Origin of the sequence: Rhodococcus sp. WB1 (assembly GCF_001700945.1) — a bacterium.
Classification (GTDB): Bacteria; Actinomycetota; Actinomycetes; order Mycobacteriales; family Mycobacteriaceae; genus Rhodococcus; species Rhodococcus aetherivorans.
Genome location: NZ_CP015529.1, coordinates 2,365,581 through 2,390,378, shown reverse-complemented (window position 1 = coordinate 2,390,378; position 24,798 = coordinate 2,365,581). Strand labels below are relative to the sequence as shown.

19 protein-coding genes, 1 tRNA gene and 3 rRNA genes are annotated in these 24,798 nt (G+C 68.9%); all 23 read right to left on the bottom strand.

Going from position 1 to position 24,798, the window contains the following annotated elements:
* Positions 1-141 precede the first annotated feature (141 nt).
* A tRNA-Pro gene (locus A4U64_RS10610) sits at positions 142-215 on the bottom strand.
* An 83-nt stretch (positions 216-298) separates the two neighbouring features.
* Positions 299-1,720: a ribosome biogenesis GTPase Der gene (der, locus tag A4U64_RS10605; RefSeq protein WP_006936753.1), complete on the bottom strand. Its 1,422-nt coding sequence runs from the start codon at positions 1,718-1,720 to the stop codon at positions 299-301.
* On the bottom strand, positions 1,717-2,379 hold the full coding sequence (cmk, locus tag A4U64_RS10600; RefSeq protein WP_044475988.1) for a (d)CMP kinase: 663 nt from the start codon (positions 2,377-2,379) through the stop codon (positions 1,717-1,719). The genes der and cmk overlap by 4 nt, the downstream gene beginning before the upstream one ends.
* A gap of 17 nt (positions 2,380-2,396) precedes the next feature.
* The gene (locus A4U64_RS10595; protein ID WP_006936744.1) at positions 2,397-3,401 is read right to left on the bottom strand and encodes a pseudouridine synthase; all 1,005 of its coding nucleotides are present in this window, start codon (positions 3,399-3,401) and stop codon (positions 2,397-2,399) included.
* Positions 3,402-3,413: 12 nt separating this feature from the next.
* Positions 3,414-4,100, bottom strand: coding sequence for an SMC-Scp complex subunit ScpB (gene scpB / locus A4U64_RS10590; protein WP_006936742.1), 687 nt, complete (start codon positions 4,098-4,100; stop codon positions 3,414-3,416).
* Complete coding sequence (locus tag A4U64_RS10585) at positions 4,097-4,936, bottom strand: segregation and condensation protein A (protein ID WP_065922542.1); 840 nt, start codon at positions 4,934-4,936, stop codon at positions 4,097-4,099. The genes scpB and A4U64_RS10585 overlap by 4 nt, the downstream gene beginning before the upstream one ends.
* A gap of 3 nt (positions 4,937-4,939) precedes the next feature.
* Positions 4,940-5,905: a ParA family protein gene (locus A4U64_RS10580; protein WP_006936740.1), complete on the bottom strand. Its 966-nt coding sequence runs from the start codon at positions 5,903-5,905 to the stop codon at positions 4,940-4,942.
* A 100-nt stretch (positions 5,906-6,005) separates the two neighbouring features.
* Positions 6,006-6,923: a site-specific tyrosine recombinase XerD gene (gene xerD, locus A4U64_RS10575; RefSeq protein WP_006936739.1), complete on the bottom strand. Its 918-nt coding sequence runs from the start codon at positions 6,921-6,923 to the stop codon at positions 6,006-6,008.
* 4 nt (positions 6,924-6,927) lie between these two features.
* Positions 6,928-7,557, bottom strand: coding sequence for an NUDIX domain-containing protein (locus A4U64_RS10570; protein ID WP_006936732.1), 630 nt, complete (start codon positions 7,555-7,557; stop codon positions 6,928-6,930).
* A 6-nt stretch (positions 7,558-7,563) separates the two neighbouring features.
* The gene (locus A4U64_RS10565) at positions 7,564-9,330 is read right to left on the bottom strand and encodes a CTP synthase (RefSeq protein ID WP_006936731.1); all 1,767 of its coding nucleotides are present in this window, start codon (positions 9,328-9,330) and stop codon (positions 7,564-7,566) included.
* A gap of 159 nt (positions 9,331-9,489) precedes the next feature.
* On the bottom strand, positions 9,490-10,440 hold the full coding sequence (locus A4U64_RS10560; protein ID WP_006936730.1) for a copper transporter: 951 nt from the start codon (positions 10,438-10,440) through the stop codon (positions 9,490-9,492).
* Complete coding sequence (gene steA / locus A4U64_RS10555; protein ID WP_050035290.1) at positions 10,437-11,621, bottom strand: putative cytokinetic ring protein SteA; 1,185 nt, start codon at positions 11,619-11,621, stop codon at positions 10,437-10,439. Before steA ends, A4U64_RS10560 begins: the two co-directional genes overlap by 4 nt.
* Before the next feature lie 55 nt (positions 11,622-11,676).
* Positions 11,677-13,467, bottom strand: a complete 1,791-nt coding sequence (recN, locus tag A4U64_RS10550; RefSeq protein ID WP_050035292.1) for a DNA repair protein RecN — start codon at positions 13,465-13,467, stop codon at positions 11,677-11,679.
* Between the two features lies 1 nt (position 13,468).
* On the bottom strand, positions 13,469-14,413 hold the full coding sequence (locus A4U64_RS10545; RefSeq protein ID WP_006936725.1) for an NAD kinase: 945 nt from the start codon (positions 14,411-14,413) through the stop codon (positions 13,469-13,471).
* Entirely contained in the window at positions 14,410-15,234 is an 825-nt protein-coding gene (locus A4U64_RS10540; protein ID WP_029543877.1) for a TlyA family RNA methyltransferase, read from the bottom strand. The genes A4U64_RS10545 and A4U64_RS10540 overlap by 4 nt, the downstream gene beginning before the upstream one ends.
* Position 15,235: 1 nt before the next feature.
* Entirely contained in the window at positions 15,236-15,460 is a 225-nt protein-coding gene (locus A4U64_RS28205) for a hypothetical protein (RefSeq protein ID WP_029543879.1), read from the bottom strand.
* Positions 15,461-15,515: 55 nt separating this feature from the next.
* Positions 15,516-16,511 carry an HAD-IIA family hydrolase gene (locus A4U64_RS10530; RefSeq protein ID WP_029543881.1) on the bottom strand — a complete coding sequence of 332 codons (996 nt, stop codon included), beginning with the start codon at positions 16,509-16,511 and terminating at the stop codon, positions 15,516-15,518.
* Entirely contained in the window at positions 16,508-17,758 is a 1,251-nt protein-coding gene (locus tag A4U64_RS27705) for a tetratricopeptide repeat protein (RefSeq protein WP_084648629.1), read from the bottom strand. The genes A4U64_RS10530 and A4U64_RS27705 overlap by 4 nt, the downstream gene beginning before the upstream one ends.
* A 76-nt stretch (positions 17,759-17,834) precedes the next feature.
* Positions 17,835-17,951 (bottom strand): 5S ribosomal RNA (rrf, locus tag A4U64_RS10515).
* Between the two features lie 146 nt (positions 17,952-18,097).
* Positions 18,098-21,234 (bottom strand): 23S ribosomal RNA (locus A4U64_RS10510).
* Between the two features lie 295 nt (positions 21,235-21,529).
* Positions 21,530-23,051 (bottom strand): 16S ribosomal RNA (locus A4U64_RS10505).
* The 16S, 23S and 5S rRNA genes sit together here, the layout of an rRNA operon.
* A 29-nt stretch (positions 23,052-23,080) precedes the next feature.
* Entirely contained in the window at positions 23,081-23,233 is a 153-nt protein-coding gene (locus tag A4U64_RS28200) for a hypothetical protein (RefSeq protein ID WP_157127581.1), read from the bottom strand.
* A 282-nt stretch (positions 23,234-23,515) separates the two neighbouring features.
* A complete protein-coding gene (gene tyrS, locus A4U64_RS10500; protein WP_029543887.1) occupies positions 23,516-24,793 on the bottom strand; it encodes a tyrosine--tRNA ligase in 1,278 nt (425 codons plus the stop codon).
* Positions 24,794-24,798 lie beyond the last annotated feature (5 nt).

Below are 24,798 nucleotides of genomic sequence, written 5' to 3'. Positions count from 1 at the left end.
GCGGAGCTGCCGCTGCCGCACCCTGGGCGGCTGGTTCCGGGGTGGGCCGGAGCGGCACGGCAGTCCTGGAACCGGGCCGCGGAGGGTGGCCCGCACGCGAACGAGGCGGTCCCGGTGAATTCGGGACCGCCTCGTCGTGGGTCGGGCTGACAGGATTTGAACCTGCGACCACTTGACCCCCAGTCAAGTGCGCTACCAAGCTGCGCCACAGCCCGTCCGCGCTCTCGTCGAGCGCTCGTTGAGATTACAACAGGGACGGACCGATTCACCAATCGCCTGGTCAGGACCGTTTCGGGTGCTACTTGCCGCGGCGGTCCCGTTTCTCGCGCACGCGCACGGAGATCCGCACCGGGCTGCCCTCGAAGCCGAACTCCTCGCGCAGCCGCCGCTCGAGGAATCGGCGGTAGCCGGCCTCGAGGAAGCCGGTGGTGAACAGCACGAACGTCGGCGGCCGGGTGCCGGCCTGGGTGGCGAACAGTACCCGCGGCAGGCGGCCGCCGCGCATCGGCGGCGGAGTCGCGGCGACGACCTCCTTGAGCCAGGTGTTGAGCCGGCCGGTGGAGATGCGCTTGTCCCAGGACTCGAGGGCGGTCTCCATGGCCGGCACGAGCTTCTGCACGGCCCGGCCGGTCTTGGCGGAGATGTTGACGCGCGCCGCCCACGGCACGCGCAGCAGATCGCGTTCGATCTCCCGGCTCAGCTCGTAGCGGCGATCCTCGTCGACGAGGTCCCACTTGTTGAAGGCGATGACGAGGGCGCGGCCCGCGTCGGCGACCATCGAGATCACCCGTTGGTCCTGCTCGGTGATGGGCTCGGAGGCGTCGATCAGCAGCACCGCCACCTCCGCGGCCTCGATGGCGCCGCGGGTGCGCAGCGAGGCGTAGAACTCGGCCCCGGAGGCGGTGTTGACGCGCTTGCGCAGGCCGGCGGTGTCGACGAACCGCCAGGTCTTTCCGCCGAGCTCGACGAGGGAGTCCACCGGGTCGACCGTCGTGCCGGCGACGTTGTGCACCACCGACCTTTCGTCGCCGGCCAGCTTGTTGAGCAGGCTGGACTTGCCGACGTTGGGCTTGCCGACCAGCGCGACACGACGCGGGCCTCCCCCGCCGGTGCCTTCGCGCGGGGTCTGCGGCAGCACCGAGAGCAGCTCGTCGAGCAGGTCCCCGGTGCCGCGACCGTGGGTGGCCGACACCGAGTACGGCTGCCCCAGGCCCAGCGACCACAGGGCGGCCGCTTCGGACTCGACGCGGTCGTCGTCGACCTTGTTCGCGACGAGCAGCACCGGCGTCTTGGAGCGGCGCAGGACCCTGGCGACCGCCTCGTCGACGGCGGTGGCGCCGACGGTCGCGTCGACGACGATCAGGATCGCGTCGGCTGTGCGCATCGCAATCTCCGCCTGCCGCGCGACGGACTGTTGCAGGCCCTTCGCGTCGGGCTCCCAGCCGCCGGTGTCCTGCACCATGAATCGGCGGCCGTTCCAGTTGGCCTCGTACGAGACGCGGTCGCGGGTCACGCCCGGCACGTCCTCGACGACCGCTTCGCGGCGGCCGATGATGCGGTTGACCAGGGTCGACTTGCCGACGTTGGGTCGTCCGACCACGGCGACGGTCGGCACGGGCACGAACTCCTCGAGTTCGTCGTCCCCGACGAGCTCGAGGTCCCAGTCCGCTTCCTCCGACCAGGTGCCGTCGCCGGCGAATTCCGTCACATCCTCGCTCACAGGGTCGCTCCCGTCTGCTCGGCGACCACGGCGGCGAGCGCGGCGATCACTTCGTCGATGTCCATGTCGCTCGTGTCGACGACGACCGCGTCGTCCGCCGCGCGCAGCGGGGAGACCGCGCGGGTGGAGTCGAGGTGGTCGCGGCGCTGCACCGCGGCGAGCACCGCCTCGTAGTCGTCGCCGCGGCCTTCGGCGATGTTCTGCCGGTTGCGCCGCTGTGCCCGGGCCTCGGCGGAGGCGGTGAGGTAGATCTTCACATCCGCGTCGGGGAACACGACGGTGCCGATGTCGCGCCCCTCGACGACGATGTGCCCGGCGTCGCGGCCGATGCTCTGCTGCGCTGCGACGAGGGCCCGACGCACCGCGGGGACGGCGGAAACGGCGGAGACGGCGCCGGTGACCTCGCCGCCGCGGATGATCTCGCGGACGTCCTCCCCGGCGAGCCGGATGTCCTCGACTTCCGGGTCGGTGCCGATCGACCAGGGCAGGGACGCGGTGGCGGCGGCGATGGCGGCGGGATCGGTCAGGTCCGCCCCCGCTCGCAGGGCGTGCAGGGTCGCGACCCGGTACATGGCGCCGGTATCGAGATAGGCGGCGCCGAGGCGGCGGGCGAGCCGCTTGGAGACGGTGGACTTGCCGGTGCCGGACGGGCCGTCCATGGCGACGATCAGGGAGCTCACAGGCCCACCGCCTGGTAGAGGCCGCCGACTTCCTTGCGGCCGAGCACCCGCAGGGTGCCGGGTCGCTGGTCGCCGAGCGCGACGGGTCCGATGTCGGTGCGCACCAGGCGGATCACGGGGTGGCCGACGGCGTCGAGCAGGCGGCGCACGATGTGCTTGCGGCCCTCGTGCAGTTCGAGGCGGACGAGGGACTGGCCCTCGTTTACCTGCAGGAGCGCGAAGGAATCGACCTTGGCGGGGCCGTCGTCGAGTTCGACGCCGGCGCGCAGCTGCTTGCCGATACCGCGCGGGAGGACGCCCTTGACGGTGGCGAGGTAGGTCTTGGTCACCTCGTAGGAGGGGTGCATGAGCCGGTGGGCGAGCTCGCCGTCGTTGGTGAGCAGCAGCAGCCCTTCGGTGTCGGCGTCGAGCCGGCCGACGTGGAAGAGGCGTTGTCCGGCGGCGACGCGTTCGGAGACGATGTCGCCGACGCAGGGGCGCCCGAGGTCGTCGGACATGGTGGACTGCCAGCCGCGCGGCTTGTTGAGCACGAGGTGGACGAGGTCCTTGTTGACGACGACGCGCACGCCGTCGACGCGGACGACGGCGTTCTCGGGGTCCACGCGCAGGCCCTGTTCGGTGACGATGGAGCCGTCGACCTCGACGCGGCCGGCGGCGATGAGTTCCTCGGCGGCGCGGCGGGACGCCACTCCGGCCTGGGCGAGGACCTTCTGCAGGCGCATGCCTTCGCCGGCGGGCAGTTGGGGGCGCTCGGCGGCGTGCTGGTGCCGGGCGGGTTTGGCGTTGCTGATCTTGGGGAGGGCCGCCGGGCGCTGGGCCTGGGGCTTGGGGGCGGCGGGACGGCCGCGCTTGTTGAGCGGGGTGTCGCCCTTGCGGTGTGCCTTCTTGGGCGTGGCCGCGCGGGCGGCGGGTTCGCCCCGTCGTTCGCGCGGGGGGTTCCCCGCGCGGGAGGTGGTCTTTCTGCGGTCCGGTGTGCCATCACGGCGAGCGGGCTTGTGCACTTTTTTCCTGTCTCAATCGGGATCGAACGGCGCGGGCGAGGTGGACTCGGTGCGCGGGTTCCTTCCCATTCTCGCAAATCGTGGGTCGGCCTCGAGACTTTCGCTGATGTCGTCGATCACATCGACGTCCGGGAGCAGCGGCGCGAGGGGCGGCAGGTCCTGCAGGGAGGCCAGGCCGAGGCGTTCGAGGAACAGTTCGGTGGTGACGTAGCGGGTGCCGCCGGTCTCGGGGTCGGTGCCGTCCTCGGCGATCAGGTCGCGGGCCAGGAGGGTGCGCATGACGCCGTCGACGTTGACGCCACGGACGGCGCTGACGCGGGCGCGGGTGACGGGCTGGCGATAGGCGACGACGGCGAGGGTTTCGAGGGCGGCACGGGTGAGCTTGGTGCGGGCGCCGCCCTGCAGGAGCCGTTCGACGTACGGGGCGTAGTCACGGCGGGTGTAGAAGCGCCAGCCGTCGCCGGCGTAGCGCAGGTCGATGCCCGAGCCGCGCGCGTCGAGGTCGGCCGCCATGCGGTGCAGGGTGGTCTCGACGCGGGTGGCGGTGACGCCGATCGCGTCGGCGAGCTGGGCGTTGGGGGCGGGGGTGTCGACGACGAGGAGCAGCGCCTCGAGGGCGGCGGCGAGTTCGTCGTCGGTCATCTCGAGCAGTTCGGCGTCGAGTCCGCGCGGGTCGGGGTCCGGCGTGTCGCTGCTCACCCGTAGTCCTCCTCGAATGTGGTGACGGCGTCGTCGTTCTCGCCGGTCCAGGCCACCTGGAGCGGCCCGAGCGGCTCGGGTTGGTCGAAGGTGACGGCTCGTTCGCGGTAGAGCTCGAGCAGCGCGAGGAACCGGGCGACGATCTGCAGGCTGTTGTCGCATTCGGCGACGAGTTGGCCGAAGGTGGCCCAGGTGCCGGCGCCGTGGGCGCGCAGCAGGGTGAGCAGGCGGGCGGCCTGCTCGGGGACGGAGACCCGGGGGGTGTGGAGGTGGTCGAGGCCGACGCGGGGTGGCGGCTTGGGCCGGAAGGCGGCGGCGGCGATCTCGGCGAACCGGGCCGCGTCGACGCCGAGGACGACCTCGGGCACCAGGTTCTCGTACTGCGGTTCGAGCGAGACCGCGCGTGGGTAGCGGCGCAGGGCGGCGGCTTCGAACTCGGCGAACAGGTCGGCGATCTGTTTGAAGGCGCGGTATTGCAGCAGGCGGGCGAAGAGCAGGTCGCGGGCCTCGAGCAGGGCGAGGTCCTCGGGGTCGTCGACGTCGCCGGAGGGCAGGAGGCGGGCGGCCTTGAGGTCGAGCAGGGTCGCGGCGACGACGAGGAACTCGGTGGTCTGGTCGAGTCCCATCTCGGGGCCGCGGGCGCGGGTGTAGGCGATAAACTCGTCGGTGACCTCGTGCAGGGCGACCTCGGTGACGTCGAGGCGGTGCTGGGAGATCAGGGTGAGCAGCAGGTCGAAGGGGCCCTCGAAGTTGCGCAGCCGTACCTGGAAGCCCGCGGGGGGCGGGGCGGGGCGGGCAGGGTCGGGCGCGGCCGGGCCGGGGGTGTCGACGGTCACGGGCTATCGGCCGGAGCGGTGGATCACTTCGCGGGCCAGGGCCCGGTAGGACTCGGCGCCGGCGGACTTCGGCGCCCAGGTGGTGATGGGTTCTCCGGCGACGCTGGTCTCGGGGAACCGGACGGTGCGGGCGATGACGCTGTCGTAGACGAGGTCGCCGAAGACCTCGACGACCCGGGACATCACCTCGCGGGCGTGCAGGGTGCGCGAGTCGAACATGGTCACGAGGATCCCGGCGAGGCTGAGCTTGGGGTTGAGCCGGTCGCGCACCTTGTCGACGGTGTCGTTGAGCAGGGCCAGTCCGCGGAGGCTGAAGTACTCGCATTCCATCGGGATGATCACCGCGTCGGCGCAGGCAAGGGCGTTGACGGTGAGCAGGCCGAGGGACGGCTGGCAGTCGACGAGGATGTAGTCGTAGCGGTCGAGGACGGGGTACAGGGCGCGGCCGAGGGCTTGTTCGCGGCCGACCTCGGAGACGAGCTGGATCTCGGCGGCGGACAGGTCGATGTTGCTGGGCAGCAGGTCCAGGCCTTCGACGCGGGTGTGCAGCAGTACGTCGTCGACGGAGACGCCGCGTTCGACGAGGAGGTTGTGCACGGTCAGGTCGAGGTCGTGGTGGGCGACACCGAGACCGGCGGACAGGGCGCCCTGCGGGTCGAGGTCGACGAGCAGGACGCGGCGGCCGTATTCGGCGAGGGAGGCACCGAGGTTGATGGTCGAGGTGGTCTTGCCGACCCCGCCCTTCTGGTTGCACATCGCGATGATCTTCGCGGGCCCGTGGCTGGGCAGCGGCTGCGGTTCCGGGACGTGCCGGCGGGGCCGGCCGGTGGGGCCGAGCTCGGCCTCGGGTTCCGCGGTGTGGGTGTGCTCCGGGCCGGCGTGTGCCGCGTCGGCGCCGGGGCGGCCGTGGAGCAGGGCGTGCTGTGCTGCCGGCGCTGTGTCCGCTGCGGGCGGTTGTGGTGTCCCCACTATCCCCTGCTCCCCCTGTCCTGCTCGCTCGGCTGTCGGATCAACGCTACCGCTTCGGGTGGTGCGATGGCGCCGTGGACACGCCCTGCCGTCGCGGGCGCTATCGGGCGCGGGGGTGGGCCCCGGCCCACACCTCGCGCAGCGCACCGGCTGTGACCTGCGTGTAGATCTGTGTGGTGGTCACCGAGGCATGGCCGAGCAGTTCCTGCACCACGCGCACGTCGGCGCCGCCGTCGAGGAGGTGGGTGGCGAAGGAGTGGCGCAGGGTGTGCGGGGAGACGGCGGCGGTGACCCCGGCGCGGGTGGCGGCGGTCTGCAGCACCTGCCAGGCGCTCTGCCGGGACAGGCGGCCGCCGCGGGCGTTGAGGAACAGTGCGGGGGTGCGGCCGGTGGCCAGCGCGGGCCGGCCCCGCACGAGATAGGCGTCGACGGCGGCCAGGGCGGGACGGCCGACCGGCACGACGCGTTGCTTGCCGCCCTTGCCGCGCAGGAGCACCGACCGGTTGGTGGTGTCGAGGTCGTCGACGTCGAGGCCGACGGCCTCGGAGATGCGTGCCCCGGTGGAGTACAGCAGTTCGAGCAGCGCCCGGTCGCGCAGGTCGCGCGGCCCGTCGGCGCTGGTGCCCGCGGAGCCGAGGATGGCCAGCACGTCGGCGACGGACAGGGCCTTGGGCAGGCGCCGGCCCGCGGCGGGGGGTTTGACGGCGCGGGCGACGTCGACGGGGGTGCGGCCTTCGGTGGTGGCGAAGCGGTGCAGTCCGCGCACGGCGACGAGGGCGCGGGCGGCGGAGCTGGCCGCGAGGGCGGGCCTGCCGCGGTCGGGGTCGCCTCGGCGCAGCGCGGTGACGAAGTCGCCGACGTGCTCTTCGCGGACGTCGGCGAGGTCGTCGATGCCGCGGTCGGTGAGGTGGTCGAGGTAGCGGGTGAGGTCGCGCCGGTAGGACGCCAGGGTGTTGGGGGCGGCGCCGCGCTCGACGGTGAGGTGGTCGAGGTAGGCGTCGAGCTGGCGGGCGAGCACCGCGTCAGTTCCCGTCGCGCTTGGTGCGCAGCAGGGCGCGGGGCCGGTCGGGCCACTCGGCCTCGGCGGGGCGCAGGGCGCCCGCGTCGCGGCGGGTGGCGGCGAGGGCGAGGATCCCCGACACGGCGGTGGCGTTGACGATCCGGCCGCCGAGCACCATGGCGACGGCCTCGTCGACGGGGACGCGGCGGATCTCAAGGTCCGCCTCCTCGTGTTCGGGGTCGGGCCGGTCGGCCTCGGACAGGCCCCGGGCCGCGTACACGCGCACGGCCTCGTCGGTGAATCCCGGCGAGAGGGCGAGGTCGACGAGCAGGTCCCAGCGGGCGGCGGCCAGGCCGGTCTCCTCGGCGAGTTCCCGGCGGGCCGCGTCGAGCGGGTCCTCGCCGGGCGCGTCGAGCAGCCCGGCGGGCAGCTCCCAGAGGCGGTGGCCGAGCGGGTGGCGGTACTGGTGGATCAGGATCAGCCGGTCCTGCTCGTCGACCGCGGCGATCGCGACGGCGCCGTGGTGTTCGACCACCTCCCGTTCGGCCTCGTGCCCGTCGGGCATGGCGACCCGGTCCACACGCAGCGACACGATCGCGCCGGTGTAGATCCGGCGCGTGGACAGCGTCCGGAACTCGTGTCGCTGCGTCACGGTCGGCTACTTGCCGCCGGCGGTGGCGTTCTCGGACGTGGTGACCACCGCGTCGCCGCCGTCCACGTCGACCTCGTCCGCGTCGTCGCCGTGCACGTCCACGGGCAGGCGCTCGGCGGCCTTGTACCGCAGCGCGGCTGCGATGAACGCGGAGAACAGCGGGTGCGGGCGGGTGGGGCGGCTCTTGAGCTCGGGATGCGCCTGGGTGGCCACGAAGAACGGGTGCAGGTCGGCGGGGTACTCGACGAACTCGACGAGATGCCCGTCCGGGGAGGTGCCCGAGAACCTCAGGCCCGACTTGGCGATCCGGTCGCGGTAGGCGTTGTTGACCTCGTAGCGGTGGCGGTGCCGCTCGGAGACCTGCTCGCCGCCGTAGGCGCGGGCGACGACCGAGCCCTTGGCGAGTACGGCCGGGTAGGCGCCGAGCCGCATCGTGCCGCCGAGATCGGCCTCGCCGGCGACGGCCTGCTCCTGATCGGCCATCGTGGAGATCACCGGATGGGTGGTGTCGGGATCGAACTCGGCGGAGTTCGCGTCGGTGATGCCCACCGAGCGGGCCGCCTCGATGACCACGCACTGCAGGCCCAGGCACAGGCCGAGCAGCGGGATCTTGCGGGTGCGGGCGTAGCGGATCGCGCCGAGTTTGCCCTCGATGCCGCGGATGCCGAAGCCTCCGGGGATCAGGACCGCGTCCACGTCGCCGAGCGCGGCCTGGGCGCCGGCCTCGGTCTCGCAGTCGTCGGAGGGCACCCAGCGGATGTCGACCTTGGCGCGGTGCGCGAAACCACCGGCGCGCAACGCCTCGGTGACCGACAGGTAGGCGTCGGGCAGGTCGACGTACTTGCCGACGAGCGCGACCCGCACGGTCTCACGCGGCTGGTGCACCCGGTCGAGCAGGTCGCCCCACACGGTCCAGTCCACGTCGCGGAACGGCAGGCCGAGCTGGCGGACGACGTAGGCGTCGAGTCCTTCGCGGTGCAGGACCTTGGGGATGTCGTAGATCGACGGGGCGTCGGGGCAGGAGATGCAGCCGTCGACGTCCACGTCGCACATCAGCGCGATCTTCGCCTTGAGGGCGGCGGGGACCTCCCGATCGCAGCGCAGCACCAGCGCGTCGGGCTGGATGCCGATGTTGCGCAGCGCCGCCACCGAGTGCTGGGTGGGCTTGGTTTTCAGCTCACCCGACGGGGCCAGATAGGGCACGAGGGAGACGTGCAGGAAGAAGACGTTGCCGCGGCCGACGTCGTGACGGACCTGACGGGCCGCCTCGAGGAACGGTTGGGACTCGATGTCGCCGACGGTGCCACCGATCTCGGTGATGATCACGTCGGGAACGTTGCCGTCCTTGTCGGGGCCGGCCATCGCCATGATCCGGTTCTTGATCTCGTCGGTGATGTGCGGGATCACCTGGACGGTGTCGCCGAGGTATTCGCCGCGCCGCTCCTTGGCGATGACCGTGGAGTAGATCTGGCCGGTGGTGACGTTGGCGGCGGCGTTGAGATCGCGGTCGAGGAAGCGTTCGTAGTGGCCCACGTCCAGGTCGGTTTCGGCGCCGTCCTCGGTGACGAAGACCTCGCCGTGCTGGAAGGGGTTCATGGTGCCGGGGTCGACGTTCAGGTAGGGGTCGAGCTTCTGCATGGTCACGCGCATGCCGCGCGCGGTGAGAAGAGCGCCCAGGCTCGATGCCGTCAGCCCCTTGCCCAGTGAGGAGGCGACGCCCCCGCTGACGAAGATGTGCTTGGTGGCGGTACGCGAGTGGCGTGACTGTGGCAAAGAAGCTCCCGTGACGTCTGGTGCAGGACTTCGGACTGATGACGGAACTGCTGGGGCCTGCACGACCCACGGAACTTCACGGTAACACCTGTCGTGGGTCCCGCGTGCACGACTCGCCCGGATCGGACGGGGATCACACCGTTCGCCGCGCCGCGCCCCTCAGCGGGCGGCGGTTCCGACGGTGACGGCGCCGGCGTTGGGGCCGGTTCCGTACCGGCCCGACACCCCGGCGAGCTGTTCCTGCAGCGCCAGCACCGTGGTGATGCGGCCGGATTCGCGGTCGACGGTGTCGACGGTGGACAGACCGGCCGACAGCGCCGCGTCGGCCCGCACCACCGCGACGGCCCCGTTGCCGACGGCGGCGCCGGGCCGCCCGGCCAGGACCGTGCCGGCACCGCGGGAGTCGAACGCGGCGGCGAAGCGGGCCAGCAGCGCACCGCGGTTGCCGCCGCCCTCGGCGCCGGCTCCCCCGTCGCCGGTGACGACGATGGCGGTCTGGGCGGGTTCGACGGTCCCGTCGTCGTACGCGACGAACCCGCCGCCCCGCAGCGTGGAGAGCGCGAGGTCACGTTCCTGGGGGGTGCTGCGCGGCTGCCCGCTCGCCGGCTCGACGAGCAGCACGGCTCCGAGCAGGTCCCCGGCCAGGCTGCCCTGATCCACGGCGCCGGTCTGCAACTGCACCCCGGCGGGGACGACGTTGGTGACGGTGGTGCGCAGCTGGTCGGCGCCGGCGGCGTCGACGAAGGGCTCGGTCAGCGAGATCCGGCCGGTCACGGCGGCGCCCGCCGCCTCGACCGTGCGGATCACCGCGTCCAGGTCCGCCGGGTCGGTGTCGGGAGTGGCGATCATGAGCACCGTGCGGCCGGCGAGCGCGTCGCGCACCACACGCCCGGACACCGCGGCGTCGAAACCGTCGGCCGCGTTGAGCTGCTCGGTGAGCACGTTGGTGCGGTCCTCGGCGTCCTGTAGCCGGCCCTGCAGTTCGGACCGGTCGTCGCGGAGCCCGGCGACGACGCTGTCCGACAGCAGCCCGGAGCCGAGGACGATGCCCACGGCGAGGGCGAGGAAGACCGCTGCGATCGAGATTGCGTGGTGACGCAACGAGATCACGCGGTCAGCCCCTGCACCCACACCACGAGACTGTCCCAGCTCTGCACGGCCCAGTCCACGACGTCGCCGCCGAGGTTGGACACGATCAACGCGACGATCACGGCGATCAGCGCGGCGAACACCAGCAGGGCGATCACCCCGCCGGAGACGCGGCTGCGGTAGAGGGTGGCGACGGCCTTGGCGTCGACCAGTTTCGGCCCCACCTTCAGCCGGGTCATGAACGCCGACGGGTTGCTGTCACGGCGGCCCTGGTCGAAGAACTCGTCGAGCGAGACGGTGCTGCCGACGGTGACGATGAGGGCGGCGCCGTGATGGTCGGCCAGCAGCAGCGCCAGGTCGGCGGGGGCGCCGGTGGCGGGGAACGTCATCGCGCCGATGCCCAGGTCCTGGATGCGTTCGAGACCGGGGGCGTGGCCGTCGTGATCGGCGGGCAGCACCACCTCGGCGCCGGACTTGAGGGTCTCGGTGCCGATCTCGTCCGGGTCGCCGACGATCAGATCCGGCCGGTATCCGGCCCGGACGAGGGTGTCGGCGCCGGTGCCGACGCCCACGAGGATCGGCGAATACTCCTTGATGAACGGCTTGAGGTTCTTCAGGTCCTGCTCGTGGTCCGGCCCGTCCGCGACCACCACCACGTGCCGGTCGCGCAGGTCCACGTCGACGTCGGGCACTCCGACCCCGTCGATGAGCAGCGGGCTCTCCGAACGGATGAACTCGATGGTGTTGCCCGAGAACGCCTCGAGGTGGTCGACCAGGCCGGTCTTCGCCTCGATCATGCGGTCGGAGATCTCGGTTTCGGTCTGCTCCTCGCCCTGGATCAGCAACCGTTCCCCGGAGTAGACACCGCCCTCGTGCAGGCGGACCTTGGCGCCGTCCTTGACCTTCTTGAACACCTCGGGACCGGTGTTGTCGATCAGGGCGATGCCGTTGGCGACGAGCACCTCCGGGCCGAGGTTCGGGTAGCGGCCGGTGATCGACGTCGAGGCGTTGACCACGGCGGTGACCCCGGCCTCGACGAGCGCGTCGGCGGTGACGCGGTCCATGTCGACGGCGTCGAGAACGACGATGTCGCCGGGACCGACCCGGCGCAGGAGCCTGGCCTGGTTCTTGTCGACCCGGGCAATGCCGCTCACTCCGGGCAACGTTTCGTTATTGCGTGACAGCAGCGCCGGCATCTTCATGGCATCGATGATGAACCCGGGCCGGGGCCGGGCAACGGAGGCGCGCCGGGCGGGATCAGCCTCGTCGTTCGGCGTGCGCGGTGGCGAGCAGTTCCTCGGCGTGGGCCCGGCCCGTCTCGGTGTCGCCGAGGCCGGCGAGCATGCGGGCGAGCTCCGCGACCCGCTCGGTATCGGTGAGCGCGCGCACCCCGCTGCTGACGACGCCCCCGGCATCGTCGACTTTGTCGACGACGAGGTGGGTGTCGGCGAACGCGGCGACCTGCGGCAGGTGGGTGACCACGATGACCTGATGGGTGCGCGACAGGCGGGCCAGGCGCCGGCCGATCTCGACCGCAGCCCGACCGCCCACCCCCGCGTCGACCTCGTCGAACACCATCGTGGCGCCGCGTTCGGACCCGGCCAGCACCACCTCGAGCGCGAGCATGACGCGGGAGAGCTCACCGCCGGAGGCGCTGCGCGCGATGGGCAGGGACCGGGCCCCGCTGTGCGCGGCGAGCCGGAACTCGACGTCGTCGACGCCCGAGGTGCCGGCGTGCAGCACCCGCCCGCCGACCTTCAGCGGTGCGGTGTCCTGCGGCCCCGCCTCCCGGTCCCGCACCTGCACGTCCAGACTCGCCCGGCCCATCGCCAGGCCGGACAACTCCTTGCTGACCGCCCTCGCGAGCTTGTCGGCGGCCTTCCTGCGGGCGGCGGAGAGGGCGGTCGCGGCCTCGGCGGCGGCGGCCGCCTCGCGATCGGCGCGCGCGGCGAGGTCGGCGACCGCATCGGCGGACACGTCGATCCTCGACAGCCGGTCGCGGGCCTCGCGAGCCCACTCGAGCACACCGTCGATGTCCGCGGCGTACTTGCGGGTGAGCGATTTCAGCTCCGCCTGGCGGTTCAGCAGCGTCTCGAGGGCCCCCGGGTCCGACGGCAGGTCCGACAGGTATCCGGACAGCTCGCCGGCGACGTCGGTGACCACCGCGATGGCCTCGTCGAGCCGGGGACCGAGCTCGCGCAGGGCCGGGTCCTCGGCCGCCTCGAGCCGCGCCCGCGACTCCCCCAGCAGATCCAGAGCCGCCGCGGCCACGTCGTCGCCGTCCCCGCCGGTGAGCGCGGCCTGCGCGCCCTGCGCGGAGTCTCGCAACGAATCGAGGTCGCCGAGCCGGCGCACCTCGGCCACGATCCGGGTGTCCTCCCCCGGCTGGGGGTCGACGGCGTCGATCTCGTCGAGCGCGAACCGCAGGCGGTCCGCCTCCTGCGCGAGCTCCCGGGACCGCTCGGTGCGTTCGCTCAGCTCGGCCCGCGCGGTCAACCACCGCTGGCGGTGCTCCTGGTACGCCGCCAGCAGCGGCGCGATCGCCTTGCCGGCGAACCGGTCGAGGGCGGCGCGCTGCTGGTCGGGCCGCAGCAGCCGCAACTGGTCGTTCTGGCCGTGCACGGTCAGCAGCGGATCGGTGAACTCCGACAGCACCCCCACCGGGACGCTGCGCCCGCCGAGGTGGGCGCGGGAGCGGCCGTCGCTGCCGACGGTGCGGACCGCGATGATGCTGCCGTCGTCGTCGCGCTGGGCGCCGGTCGTCTCGAGCAGGCGTGCCACTTCCCGCTCGACGTGGCTGGGCACCCCGCCCGCCGCGCTCGACCCGGCGTCGGCATCGATGCAGAAGCGACCCTCCACGACGGCGCGGGAGGCGCCGACACGGACGCGGGTGGGGTCGGCGCGCGCCCCCGACAGCAGGTGCAGGCTGGTCACGACCATGGTCTTGCCGGCTCCGGTTTCGCCGGTCAGGACGGTCAGCCCGCCGTGGAACTGGGCGCCGGCCTCGGAGATGACCCCCAGATTGTCGATCCGGATCTCGGCAAGCACCTCACAGTCTCCTTCCCCGCCAGCCCTTCACCGGAAGATCGAACTTGCGCACCATGCGGTCGGCGAACGGCGCCGAGTCCAGCCGCACCCACCGCACCGGGTGCTTGCCGCGCACCACCTCGAGTCGGCCGCCGGCGGGCAGGTCCAGGGTGCGGCGGCCGTCGCAGAACACCAGCCCGTCGTGGCTGCCGGCGAGGGTCTCCACGGCGATCAACGACTCCGGGCTGGTCACCATGGGCCGGGCGAACAGGGCGTGCGCGTTGCTGGGGATCACCAGCAACGCCTCGAGTTCCGGCCACACGATCGGGCCGCCGGCGGAGAACGCGTACGCGGTCGATCCCGTCGGGGTGGCGATCAGCACGCCGTCGCACCCGAACGCCGACACCGGCCGGCCGTCGACCTCGAGCACCACCTCGAGCACGCCCAGACGGGACTTGTTCTCGAGGCTGGCCTCGTTCAGCGCCCACCCCCGGTCGACGATCACGTCGTCGACCCGGATCGCGACGTCCAGCGTCATCCGCTCCTCGACCCGGTACTCGCGGCGCACCACCTGCGCCAGTGCCTCCTCGAGATGTTCGGCCTCGGCCTCGGCGAGGAAACCGATGCGGCCCAGGTTGATTCCGAGCACGGGCACCCCGGCGCGCTGGGCCAGTTCGGCGGCGCGCAGGAAGCTGCCGTCCCCGCCGAGCACGATCACCATCTCGCAGCCCCGGGCGGCGTCCGGTCCGGGTTCGACGATGCGGACCCGTCCGTCCGGGCCGGCGAGCGGACCCAGACCGGTGCTGGCGACCTCGTCGTCGAGCACCCGCAGCCCGATGCCGGCCTCGCCGAAGATCTTCGCCATGCGCTGCGCCGTCGCGGCGATCTCGACCCGCCCCGAGTGGGACACGAGCAGGACCTCGCGGGTCGCCCGCTCCGGGCCGGTCGCTGCACTATCTGCGGTCACTGGGGTCCTTCCTGCACGGCTCGTTCGACGAGTTCGACCACGTCCGCGCCCAGTTCGACCGGGCCGGGTTCCCCGGCGCGCAGCCACAGGAAGTACTCGACGTTGCCGGACGGGCCGGGCAGCGGACTGGCCACCACCCCGAGCGTACGCAGCCCCAGAGCCTGGGCCTCCCGGGCGACACCGAGGACCGCCTCGGTGCGCAGAGCCGCATCCCGGACGACGCCGCCGCTGCCGACCCGCTCCTTCCCGACCTCGAACTGCGGTTTGACCATCGGCAGCAGATCCGCGCCCGGAGTCACGCACCGCACGAACGCCGGGAGCACCAGCTTCAGCGAGATGAACGACAGATCCGCCACCACCAACTCGACCGGCCCTCCGATCGCGTCCGCACCGATGTTACGCACGTTTGTTCGATCGATCACGTGGACGCGCTCGTCGGACTGCAGCCGCCACACCAACTGGCCGTAGCCCACGTCGACGGCGACGACCTCGCGGGCGCCCTCGTGCAACAGGACGTCCGTGAAGCCGCCGGTGGAAGCCCCGGCGTCGAGGCACCGCCGTCCGGTGACCCGCAATCCCTGGGGGGTGAACGTCTCGAGGGCGCCGAGCAGCTTGTGGGCCCCTCGCGAGGCCCACGCCACCTCCTCGGCGACCTCCGTGACCAGCAGGGGCGCCCCCGGATCGACCTGGGTCGCGGGTTTCGTCGCGACGGTGCCGTTGACGAGGACCCGCCCAGCCGTGATCAGTTCACCGGCGTGCTCGCGGGACCGGGCGAGGCCCCGGCGCACCAGCTCCGCGTCGACTCGCGCTCGCCGGGCCACGTCAGATCTTGTCCACGGTCGCGAGCGCCTGGACCAGCAGGTCGTGCGCCTGTTCGAGCAGCTGCGCCTGCCGCGGGATGATCTCGGACGGATCGGGCTCACCGTCGGCGGTGACGTCGCGGGCGCGCGTGAGCAGACCCTCGACCTCGATATGGATCGACGCGGGATCCACGCCCGGATGGGGGCGTGGAAGGTGGTCGCCTGGGCGTGGAATCGACGTGCTCATCGTCGACCACGCTAGTGCATGCCGGTGACGAACCGGCACACCACGCAGACCCGACTCAGCGGGATATTCCCCACCGTGCCAGCAGGTCGTCCGCCGCCACGACCCGACCGAAACCGGGGTTGGCCCAGGCGACGTCGAGCACGGCCCGCAGCGCGGCCATCGGGTCCGCCGCGAACTCCGAAGCCAGGTGCACATCCCGTCCGTCGAACGACACCGCTCCCGGCTCGCGCGGTCCCACCCGCAGCGCGGCCGCCTCGGCGTCGAGACCGGCGAGCGAGTCGGCCACATAGGTGGGGCGCTGATCCTGCGGCGCCCGGAGCAGGTCCGCGACCGTGCTGACGCCGGTCAGCACCAGCAACGAATCGGCGCCCACGGCGTTCGCACCGGCGATGTCGGTGTCGAGCCGGTCGCCGACCACGAGCGGACGCGAGGCGCCGCTGCGCACGACGGCGTCCTCGAGCAGCGGCGCGGCCGGTTTGCCCGCCACCAGCGGCTCACAGCCCGTCGCCGACCTCAGGGCCGCGACCATGGAACCGTTCCCGAGCACCAGGCCCCGCTCGGTGGGCAACGTCGAATCGACGTTCGTCGCCACCCACAGGGCGCCGGAGCGCAGTGCGAGCGTCGCCTCGGCGAGGATCGCCCACCCGGTCTCCGGGGAGTGTCCCTGCACGACCGCCACAGGCTCGGCGTCCGCGGAACGCACCGGAGTCAGACCGACCGCGGCGACCTCGTCGACGAGGGCCTCGGTACCCACAACCAGCACCGGGGCGCCGACCGGGACCCGCTCGGCCAACAGCCGGGCCGCGGACTGGGAACTGGTGACCACGCTCGACTCGTCGGCCGCGAAACCGAGTTCGCGCAGGTGTTTGGCGACCTCCGCCGGGCGACGGCTCGCGTTGTTGGTGACATAGAACAGCCGCTCGGCACCCTCCGACAATGCCTCGCGGGCCCCGGGCACCGCCTCGGCGCCGCGGTAGACGGTGCCGTCCAGATCGAGGAGGAGTACGTCGTAGAGCGCCCGCAACGACGCGCCGCCGGATGTACCGGTCACTGATCCTCTCCGGTGAGCTCGGCGACGCGTTCCTCGGCGTCGGTGTCCCCCTCGAGATCCGCCGCGGCGGCGTTGAGGAACCACTTCAATCCGTCCTCGGTACGTCCCGCGGCCACGAGTGCATCCGCGTACGCATAGAACAGGCGCGCGGCGGACGGGCCGGTGCGCGAGGCATCCAGGTCCGGGGTCTGCAGGGTGACCACCGCCTGGTCGAACTGTCCCAGATCCATCCGGGCGCCCGCCACGACGATGCGCAGCTCGGTGGCCTCGTCGCCGGTCAGCGCCCGAGCCTCGTCGCTGCGGCCCAGCTCGATCGCGCGCTCCGGCCGGCCGAGACCGCGCTCGCAGTCCGCCATGACCGCCAGCAATCCCGGTCCCCCGGCCATTCGTCGGGCGGCCCGCAACTCGGACAGCGCCTCCGCCCATTCGCCGGCGTGGTAGGCCGTGATGCCCGCTGCCTCACGAACCACGGCGATACGGCCGGCGCGCTGCCGCGCAGCACGAGCGTGCGCCAGCGCCAGACGGGGATCGTCGTCGATCAGGCGGCCGGCCATGACCAGGTGCCGGGCCACTGCATTGGCGTTCGACTTGTCGAGACTCAGCAGGTCCCGGCGGATCGTCGGATCGAGGTCCGACGCTTCGACGTCCTCGGGCAGGTCCGGCTCGTCCGGCCGGGCTTCGCGACGCGGAGCCGGAGCACCCTCGCGGCCACGGCTCGGGCCGAATCCACCCTCGCCGCCACGGCGACGCGGAGCGCCCCCGTCTCGCCGTTCGGGTCCGTGGCCAGCACGGGACGTGCCCGTGCGCCGATCGTCACGGCCCCGATCGTCGCGCCGGTCACCGGTGCGCCGATCGTCCCGACGGTCGTCGTTTGTGCCTCGATGCGGGCGCTCGCTGCGGGAACGGTCGTCGCGGGAACGGTCGTCGCGGGAACGGTCGTCGCGCCGCTCACCGTAGGGCCGATCTCGCCGGTCCCCCGACGGGCGATCGCTGTGGGGTCGCTCCGAGCGGCTACTCCCGCGGGAGTCGTCCGCGGAGCCCTTCGCCGGCTCGCTTCGCCGTTCCCCGCGGAAAGTGCGGTCCTCGCCGCGACGATCCGGTCGGCCGGCGACTCCCTGCCGGCGATCCTCGCCGCGGGCCGGGCCCCGGTCGCCACCCTGGCGGCGCTCGCCGCTGTCTCCGCGTCCCGACCTGGGAGTGGACCCTCCACTCCGGAAGGATCGACGCTCACCATCGTTGTCGGACACAGAAAAATCCTTTCATGAAAAACCAGAAAAACCACGAGAGGGGACCCAACTGGTGGGTCCCCTCTCGTAAACGGGTGTTCGGCGGTGTCCTACTCTCCCACACCCTGTCGGGTGCAGTACCATCGGCGCTGGAGGGCTTAGCTTCCGGGTTCGGAATGGGACCGGGCGTTTCCCCTCCGCTATGGCCGCCGTAACTCTGTGAAACTGTCCACACTCCTTCGGAGTGAATGGAGTGAACGCCGCCCTCTTTCACGGGGGCTGCGCCCACTCGATTCCCCGAAGAACATGGTGAATCGAGTGTGTTGTTTCAGATACCGCACAGTGGACGCGTAGCTTCTTTGTGGTAAGTCCTCGGCCTATTAGTACCGGTCACCTGCATGCGTTACCGCACTTCCAGTTCCGGCCTATCAACCCGGTGGTCTGCCGGGGGCCTTACCCCCTCGAGGGGGTGAGAAACCTCATCTTGGAACAGGCTTCCCGCTTAGATGCTTTCAGCGGTTATCCCTTCCGAACGTAGCCAACCAGCCGTGCCCCTGGCGGGACAACTGGCACACCAGAGGTTCGTCCGTCCCGGTCCTCTCGTACTAGGGACAGCCTTCCTCAAGTTTCTAACGCGCGCGGCGGATAGAGACCGAACTGTCTCACGACGTTCTAAACCCAGCTCGCGTGCCGCTTTAATGGGCGAACAGCCCAACCCTTGGGACCTACTCCAGCCCCAGGATGCGACGAGCCGACATCGAGGTGCCAAACCATCCCGTCGATATGGACTCTTGGGGAAGATCAGCCTGTTATCCCCGGGGTACCTTTTATCCGTTGAGCGACACCGCTTCCACATGCCGGTGCCGGATCACTAGTCCCGACTTTCGTCCCTGCTCGACCTGTCGGTCTCACAGTCAAGCTCCCTTGTGCACTTGCACTCGACACCTGATTGCCAACCAGGCTGAGGGAACCTTTGGGCGCCTCCGTTACATTTTGGGAGGCAACCGCCCCAGTTAAACTACCCACCAGGCACTGTCCCTGAACCCGATCAGGGTCCGAGGTTAGAGGTCCAATACGATCAGAGTGGTATTTCAACAACGACTCCACCCACACTGGCGTGCGGGCTTCCCAGTCTCCCACCTATCCTACACAAACCGAACCGAACACCAATACCAAGCTGTAGTGAAGGTCCCGGGGTCTTTTCGTCCTGCCGCGCGTAACGAGCATCTTTACTCGTAGTGCAATTTCGCCGAGTCTGTGGTTGAGACAGCAGAGAAGTCGTTACGCCATTCGTGCAGGTCGGAACTTACCCGACAAGGAATTTCGCTACCTTAGGATGGTTATAGTTACCACCGCCGTTTACTGGGGCTTAAATTCTCAGCTTCGCGGAGTGAACTCCGCTGACCGGTCCTCTTAACCTTCCAGCACCGGGCAGGCGTCAGTCCGTATACCTCGTCTTACGACTTCGCACGGACCTGTGTTTTTAGTAAACAGTCGCTTCTCTCTGGTCTCTGCGACCACCCCCGGCTCACGGAGCAAGTCCGGTCACCGGGACTGGTCCCCCTTCTCCCGAAGTTACGGGGGCATTTTGCCGAGTTCCTTAACCACAGTTCTCTCGATCGCCTCGGTATTCTCTACCTGACCACCTGTGTCGGTTTGGGGTACGGGCCGTGTGAAAGCTCGCTAGAGGCTTTTCTCGGCAGCATAGGATCATGGAATTCGCCTCATTCGGCTACGCATCACCTCTCAGGCTGTGTGCGACACGGATTTGCCTGTGTCACGCCCTACGGGCTTACACCGGTACAACCACTGACCGGCCCCACTACCTTCCTGCGTCACCCCATCGCTTGGCTACTACCACCGAAGGTCCCGTGCAGCAGGCTCTCGGCTCCCGAAGGAACTCGATCACCCTTTGGACGGTTAGTACCGATGATTCACCAGGGGCGCGTTCACACGGGTACGGGAATATCAACCCGTTGTCCATCGACTACGCCTGTCGGCCTCGCCTTAGGTCCCGACTCACCCTGGGCGGATTAACCTGGCCCAGGAACCCTTGGTCATTCGGCGGACGAGTTTCTCACTCGTCTTTCGCTACTCATGCCTGCATTCTCACTCGCGCAGCCTCCACACCTGGATCACTCCGGCGCTTCCCCGGCTGCACGACGCTCCCCTACCCACCCACACACCTGGCTCGCCCCCCGCAGGGAACGAGCGGGCTAATGTGAGTGCCGCGGCTTCGGCGGTGTACTTGAGCCCCGCTACATTGTCGGCGCAGAACCACTTGACCAGTGAGCTATTACGCACTCTTTCAAGGGTGGCTGCTTCTAAGCCAACCTCCTGGTTGTCTCAGCGATCCCACATCCTTTTCCACTTAGTACACGCTTAGGGGCCTTAGCCGGCGATCTGGGCTGTTTCCCTCTCGACTACGAAGCTTATCCCCCGCAGTCTCACTGCCGCGCTCTCACTCACCGGCATTCGGAGTTTGGCTGATTTCGGTAAGCTTGTGGGCCCCCTAGACCATCCAGTAGCTCTACCTCCGGTGAGAAACACGCGACGCTGCACCTAAATGCATTTCGGGGAGAACCAGCTATCACGGAGTTTGATTGGCCTTTCACCCCTACCCACAGCTCATCCCCTCAGTTTTCAACCTAAGTGGGTTCGGGCCTCCACGACGTCTTACCGTCGCTTCACCCTGGCCATGGGTAGATCACTCCGCTTCGGGTCTAGAACATGCCACTACAGACGCCCTGTTCGGACTCGCTTTCGCTACGACTACCCCACACGGGTTAACCTCGCGACATGCCACTAACTCGCAGGCTCATTCTTCAAAAGGCACGCCGTCACCCCCAGCAGACCAAACTGCTCGAAGGCTCCGACGGATTGTAAGCGCACGGTTTCAGGTACTATTTCACTCCCCTCCCGGGGTACTTTTCACCTTTCCCTCACGGTACTAGTCCGCTATCGGTCACCAGGGAGTATTCAGGCTTATCGGGTGGTCCCGACGGATTCACAGCAGATTTCACGGGCCCGCTGCTACTCGGGTACCCTCCACGAGAGCCGGCATGTTTTCGTCTACGGGATTCTCACCCTCTACGACAGGCCGTTCCAGACCATTTCGACTAACACACCGGTTTCTTACTCTCGCCCACCATGACAGTGATGGGAAGAAGGGCCCCACGACCCCACGAGTGCAACGCCTGCCAGCTCTCACACACCCGCGGTTTAGCCTCTTCCGTTTTCGCTCGCCACTACTCACGGAATCACATGTTGTTTTCTCTTCCTGTGGGTACTGAGATGTTTCACTTCCCCACGTTCCCTCCACACGCCCTATATATTCAGGCGCGGGTAACACGACATCACTCGTGCTGGGTTTCCCCATTCGGAAATCCTCGGATCACAGCTCGGTTGACAGCTCCCCGAGGCATATCGCAGCCTCCCACGTCCTTCATCGGCTCCTGGTGCCAAGGCATCCACCGTACGCTCATAAACACTTACAACAAAGATGCTCGCGTCCACTGTGCAGTTCTCAAACAACACACAACAACCCCTACCGCAAGAAAACCATGTCCTCTTGTTTCGCGGATCATCGTCGCTGACAAAACACTCGCGTGTTCTCTCAGGACCCAACAGTGCACCGATATAACCACCGCAGAAGGACACTCGGGTCCTTCCCGCGCGGTGATGACTGTCAGCGTTCCACCCATGAGCACCACCGGATTACGTGTGAATCCGAAATGGCTCTGCCCGTGGCGGAGTCACCTGTGTGACCCACCGACGGGAGTTGCTCCTTAGAAAGGAGGTGATCCAGCCGCACCTTCCGGTACGGCTACCTTGTTACGACTTCGTCCCAATCGCCGATCCCACCTTCGACGGCTCCCTCCCACGAGGGGTTAGGCCACCGGCTTCGGGTGTTACCGACTTTCATGACGTGACGGGCGGTGTGTACAAGGCCCGGGAACGTATTCACCGCAGCGTTGCTGATCTGCGATTACTAGCGACTCCGACTTCACGGGGTCGAGTTGCAGACCCCGATCCGAACTGAGACCGGCTTTAAGGGATTCGCTCCACCTCGCGGTATCGCAGCCCTCTGTACCGGCCATTGTAGCATGTGTGAAGCCCTGGACATAAGGGGCATGATGACTTGACGTCGTCCCCACCTTCCTCCGAGTTGACCCCGGCAGTCTCCTGCGAGTCCCCAACCGAATTGCTGGCAACACAGGACAAGGGTTGCGCTCGTTGCGGGACTTAACCCAACATCTCACGACACGAGCTGACGACAGCCATGCACCACCTGTACACCGACCACAAGGGAAACCCCATCTCTGGGGCGGTCCGGTGTATGTCAAACCCAGGTAAGGTTCTTCGCGTTGCATCGAATTAATCCACATGCTCCGCCGCTTGTGCGGGCCCCCGTCAATTCCTTTGAGTTTTAGCCTTGCGGCCGTACTCCCCAGGCGGGGCGCTTAATGCGTTAGCTACGGCACGGATCCCGTGGAAGGAAACCCACACCTAGCGCCCACCGTTTACGGCGTGGACTACCAGGGTATCTAATCCTGTTCGCTACCCACGCTTTCGCTCCTCAGCGTCAGTTACTGCCCAGAGACCCGCCTTCGCCACCGGTGTTCCTCCTGATATCTGCGCATTTCACCGCTACACCAGGAATTCCAGTCTCCCCTGCAGTACTCAAGTCTGCCCGTATCGCCTGCAAGCCCGCAGTTGAGCTGCGGGTTTTCACAGACGACGCGACAAACCGCCTACGAGCTCTTTACGCCCAGTAATTCCGGACAACGCTCGCACCCTACGTATTACCGCGGCTGCTGGCACGTAGTTGGCCGGTGCTTCTTCTGTACCTACCGTCACTCGCGCTTCGTCGGTACTGAAAGAGGTTTACAACCCGAAGGCCGTCATCCCTCACGCGGCGTCGCTGCATCAGGCTTGCGCCCATTGTGCAATATTCCCCACTGCTGCCTCCCGTAGGAGTCTGGGCCGTGTCTCAGTCCCAGTGTGGCCGGTCGCCCTCTCAGGCCGGCTACCCGTCGTCGCCTTGGTGGGCCGTTACCCCACCAACAAGCTGATAGGCCGCGGGCCCATCCTGCACCGGAAAACCTTTCCACCCCGGAACATGCATCCCGAGGTCCTATCCGGTATTAGACCCAGTTTCCCAGGCTTATCCCGAAGTGCAGGGCAGATCACCCACGTGTTACTCACCCGTTCGCCACTAATCCACCCAGCAAGCTGGGCTTCATCGTTCGACTTGCATGTGTTAAGCACGCCGCCAGCGTTCGTCCTGAGCCAGGATCAAACTCTCCGTTGAAGACTCACAATCAAACCCCGAAGGGCCGATCAGTCATAGACATCGAGCCAAATCACCAGCAAAAAACTCAAACCAGCAAAAAACACTGACCACCACAGACGGAAGAATGCGGCAGCCAGCAACAACCACCCCCCCGAAAAGAGAGGCGGTCGCACCAAAAATATTTTGGCACTGACATTCATCGGCACACTGTTGAGTTCTCAAAGAACACGCACACACCATCGCTCCGCGCCTTCGCGCCTTGCTCCGGGGCAACCGTTCTAGCCTAACACTCTGAACTCGCGGACGCAAACACTGTCTGCGATCTTCGTGTTGGCTGCTCGACCGATCAGGGCGCAACCGCTTTCCGTACCTCTCGGTCCGGGTCGGCGTCCGTGTCGCTCGAACGACGACAAAGTTACGCCACCGCTAACGGGCCGTCAAATCCGCAGGTCAGCGGCCCGTCGGCGGTGGCGGCAGTGCGCTCAGCCGCGTTCGACTCGCACGCCGGCAAAGTTGCGCTTGCCTCGCCGCAGGACAAGCCAGCGGTCGTGCAGCAGATCCGCGCTCGACGGGGTCCACTCCTCGGATGAGATCCGTTGGTTGTTCACGGAGGCACCCCCCTCCTTGATCGTGCGTCGGGCAGCGCCCTTGCTCTCGCACAGGCCGGTCGCGACGAGCAGGTCCACGATCGTGCCGGGCTGCCCGTCGTGCACTTCCGCGACGGAGGCCTCCGCCAGCGCGGCCGAGAGGGTCGCTTCGTCCAGGTCCGCCAACTCTCCACGACCGAACAGCGCCCGGCTCGCAAGTTCGACCGCCCGGGTGTTGGCCTCGCCGTGAACGAGGGTCGTCATTTCGGCCGCAAGGCGGCGCTGCGCCTCGCGCGCCTGCGGCCGCTCGGCCGTCGCCGTCTCGAGTTCGGCGAGTTCGTCCTGATCCAGGAACGTGAACCACCGCAGGTACTTCACGACGTCGGCGTCGGCGGCGTTGACGAAGTACTGGTACCAGGCGTACGGCGTGGTCATCTCCGGGTCGAGCCAGAGGCTTCCGCCGCCGGTGGATTTCCCGAACTTCTTGCCGTCGGCCGAGGTGACGAGCGGGACGGTGAGCGCGTGCACGGCGGCACCGTCGGTCCGTCGGTTGAGCTCGACGCCCGCGATGATGTTGCCCCACTGGTCCGACCCCCCCACCTGCAGCGTGCACCCGTGCTCGCGACGCAACTGCACGTAGTCGTTGGCCTGCAGCAGCATGTAGCTGAACTCGGTGTACGAGATGCCGTCGCCCTCGAGCCGGCGCTTCACCGTGTCGCGAGCGAGCATGACGTTGACGGAGAAGTGCTTGCCGATATCGCGGAGGAAGTCGACGACGCTGAGCGAGGAGGTCCAGTCGGCGTTGTTCACGACGATCGCGCTGGTCGGCGACTCGTCGAAGTCCACGAACCGCTCGAGCTGACCGCGGATGCGTTCGGCCCATTCGGCGACCGTGTCCGCCGAGTTCATGGTCCGCTCCCCTACCTCCCGCGGATCTCCGATCATGCCGGTAGCGCCGCCCGCCAGCACGATGGGCCGGTGGCCCGCTCGCTGGAAACGCTTCAGGGCCAGCAACGGCACGAGGTGACCGGCATGCAGACTCGGCCCGGTGGGATCGAATCCGGCATAGAGCGTGACCGGGCCCGCGGCGAGATCGCGGCGGAGTGTGTCGAGGTCGGTCGATTGGGCGATCAGTCCACGCCAGGTCAGTTCGTCGAGGATGTGCTCAGTCACCGCTC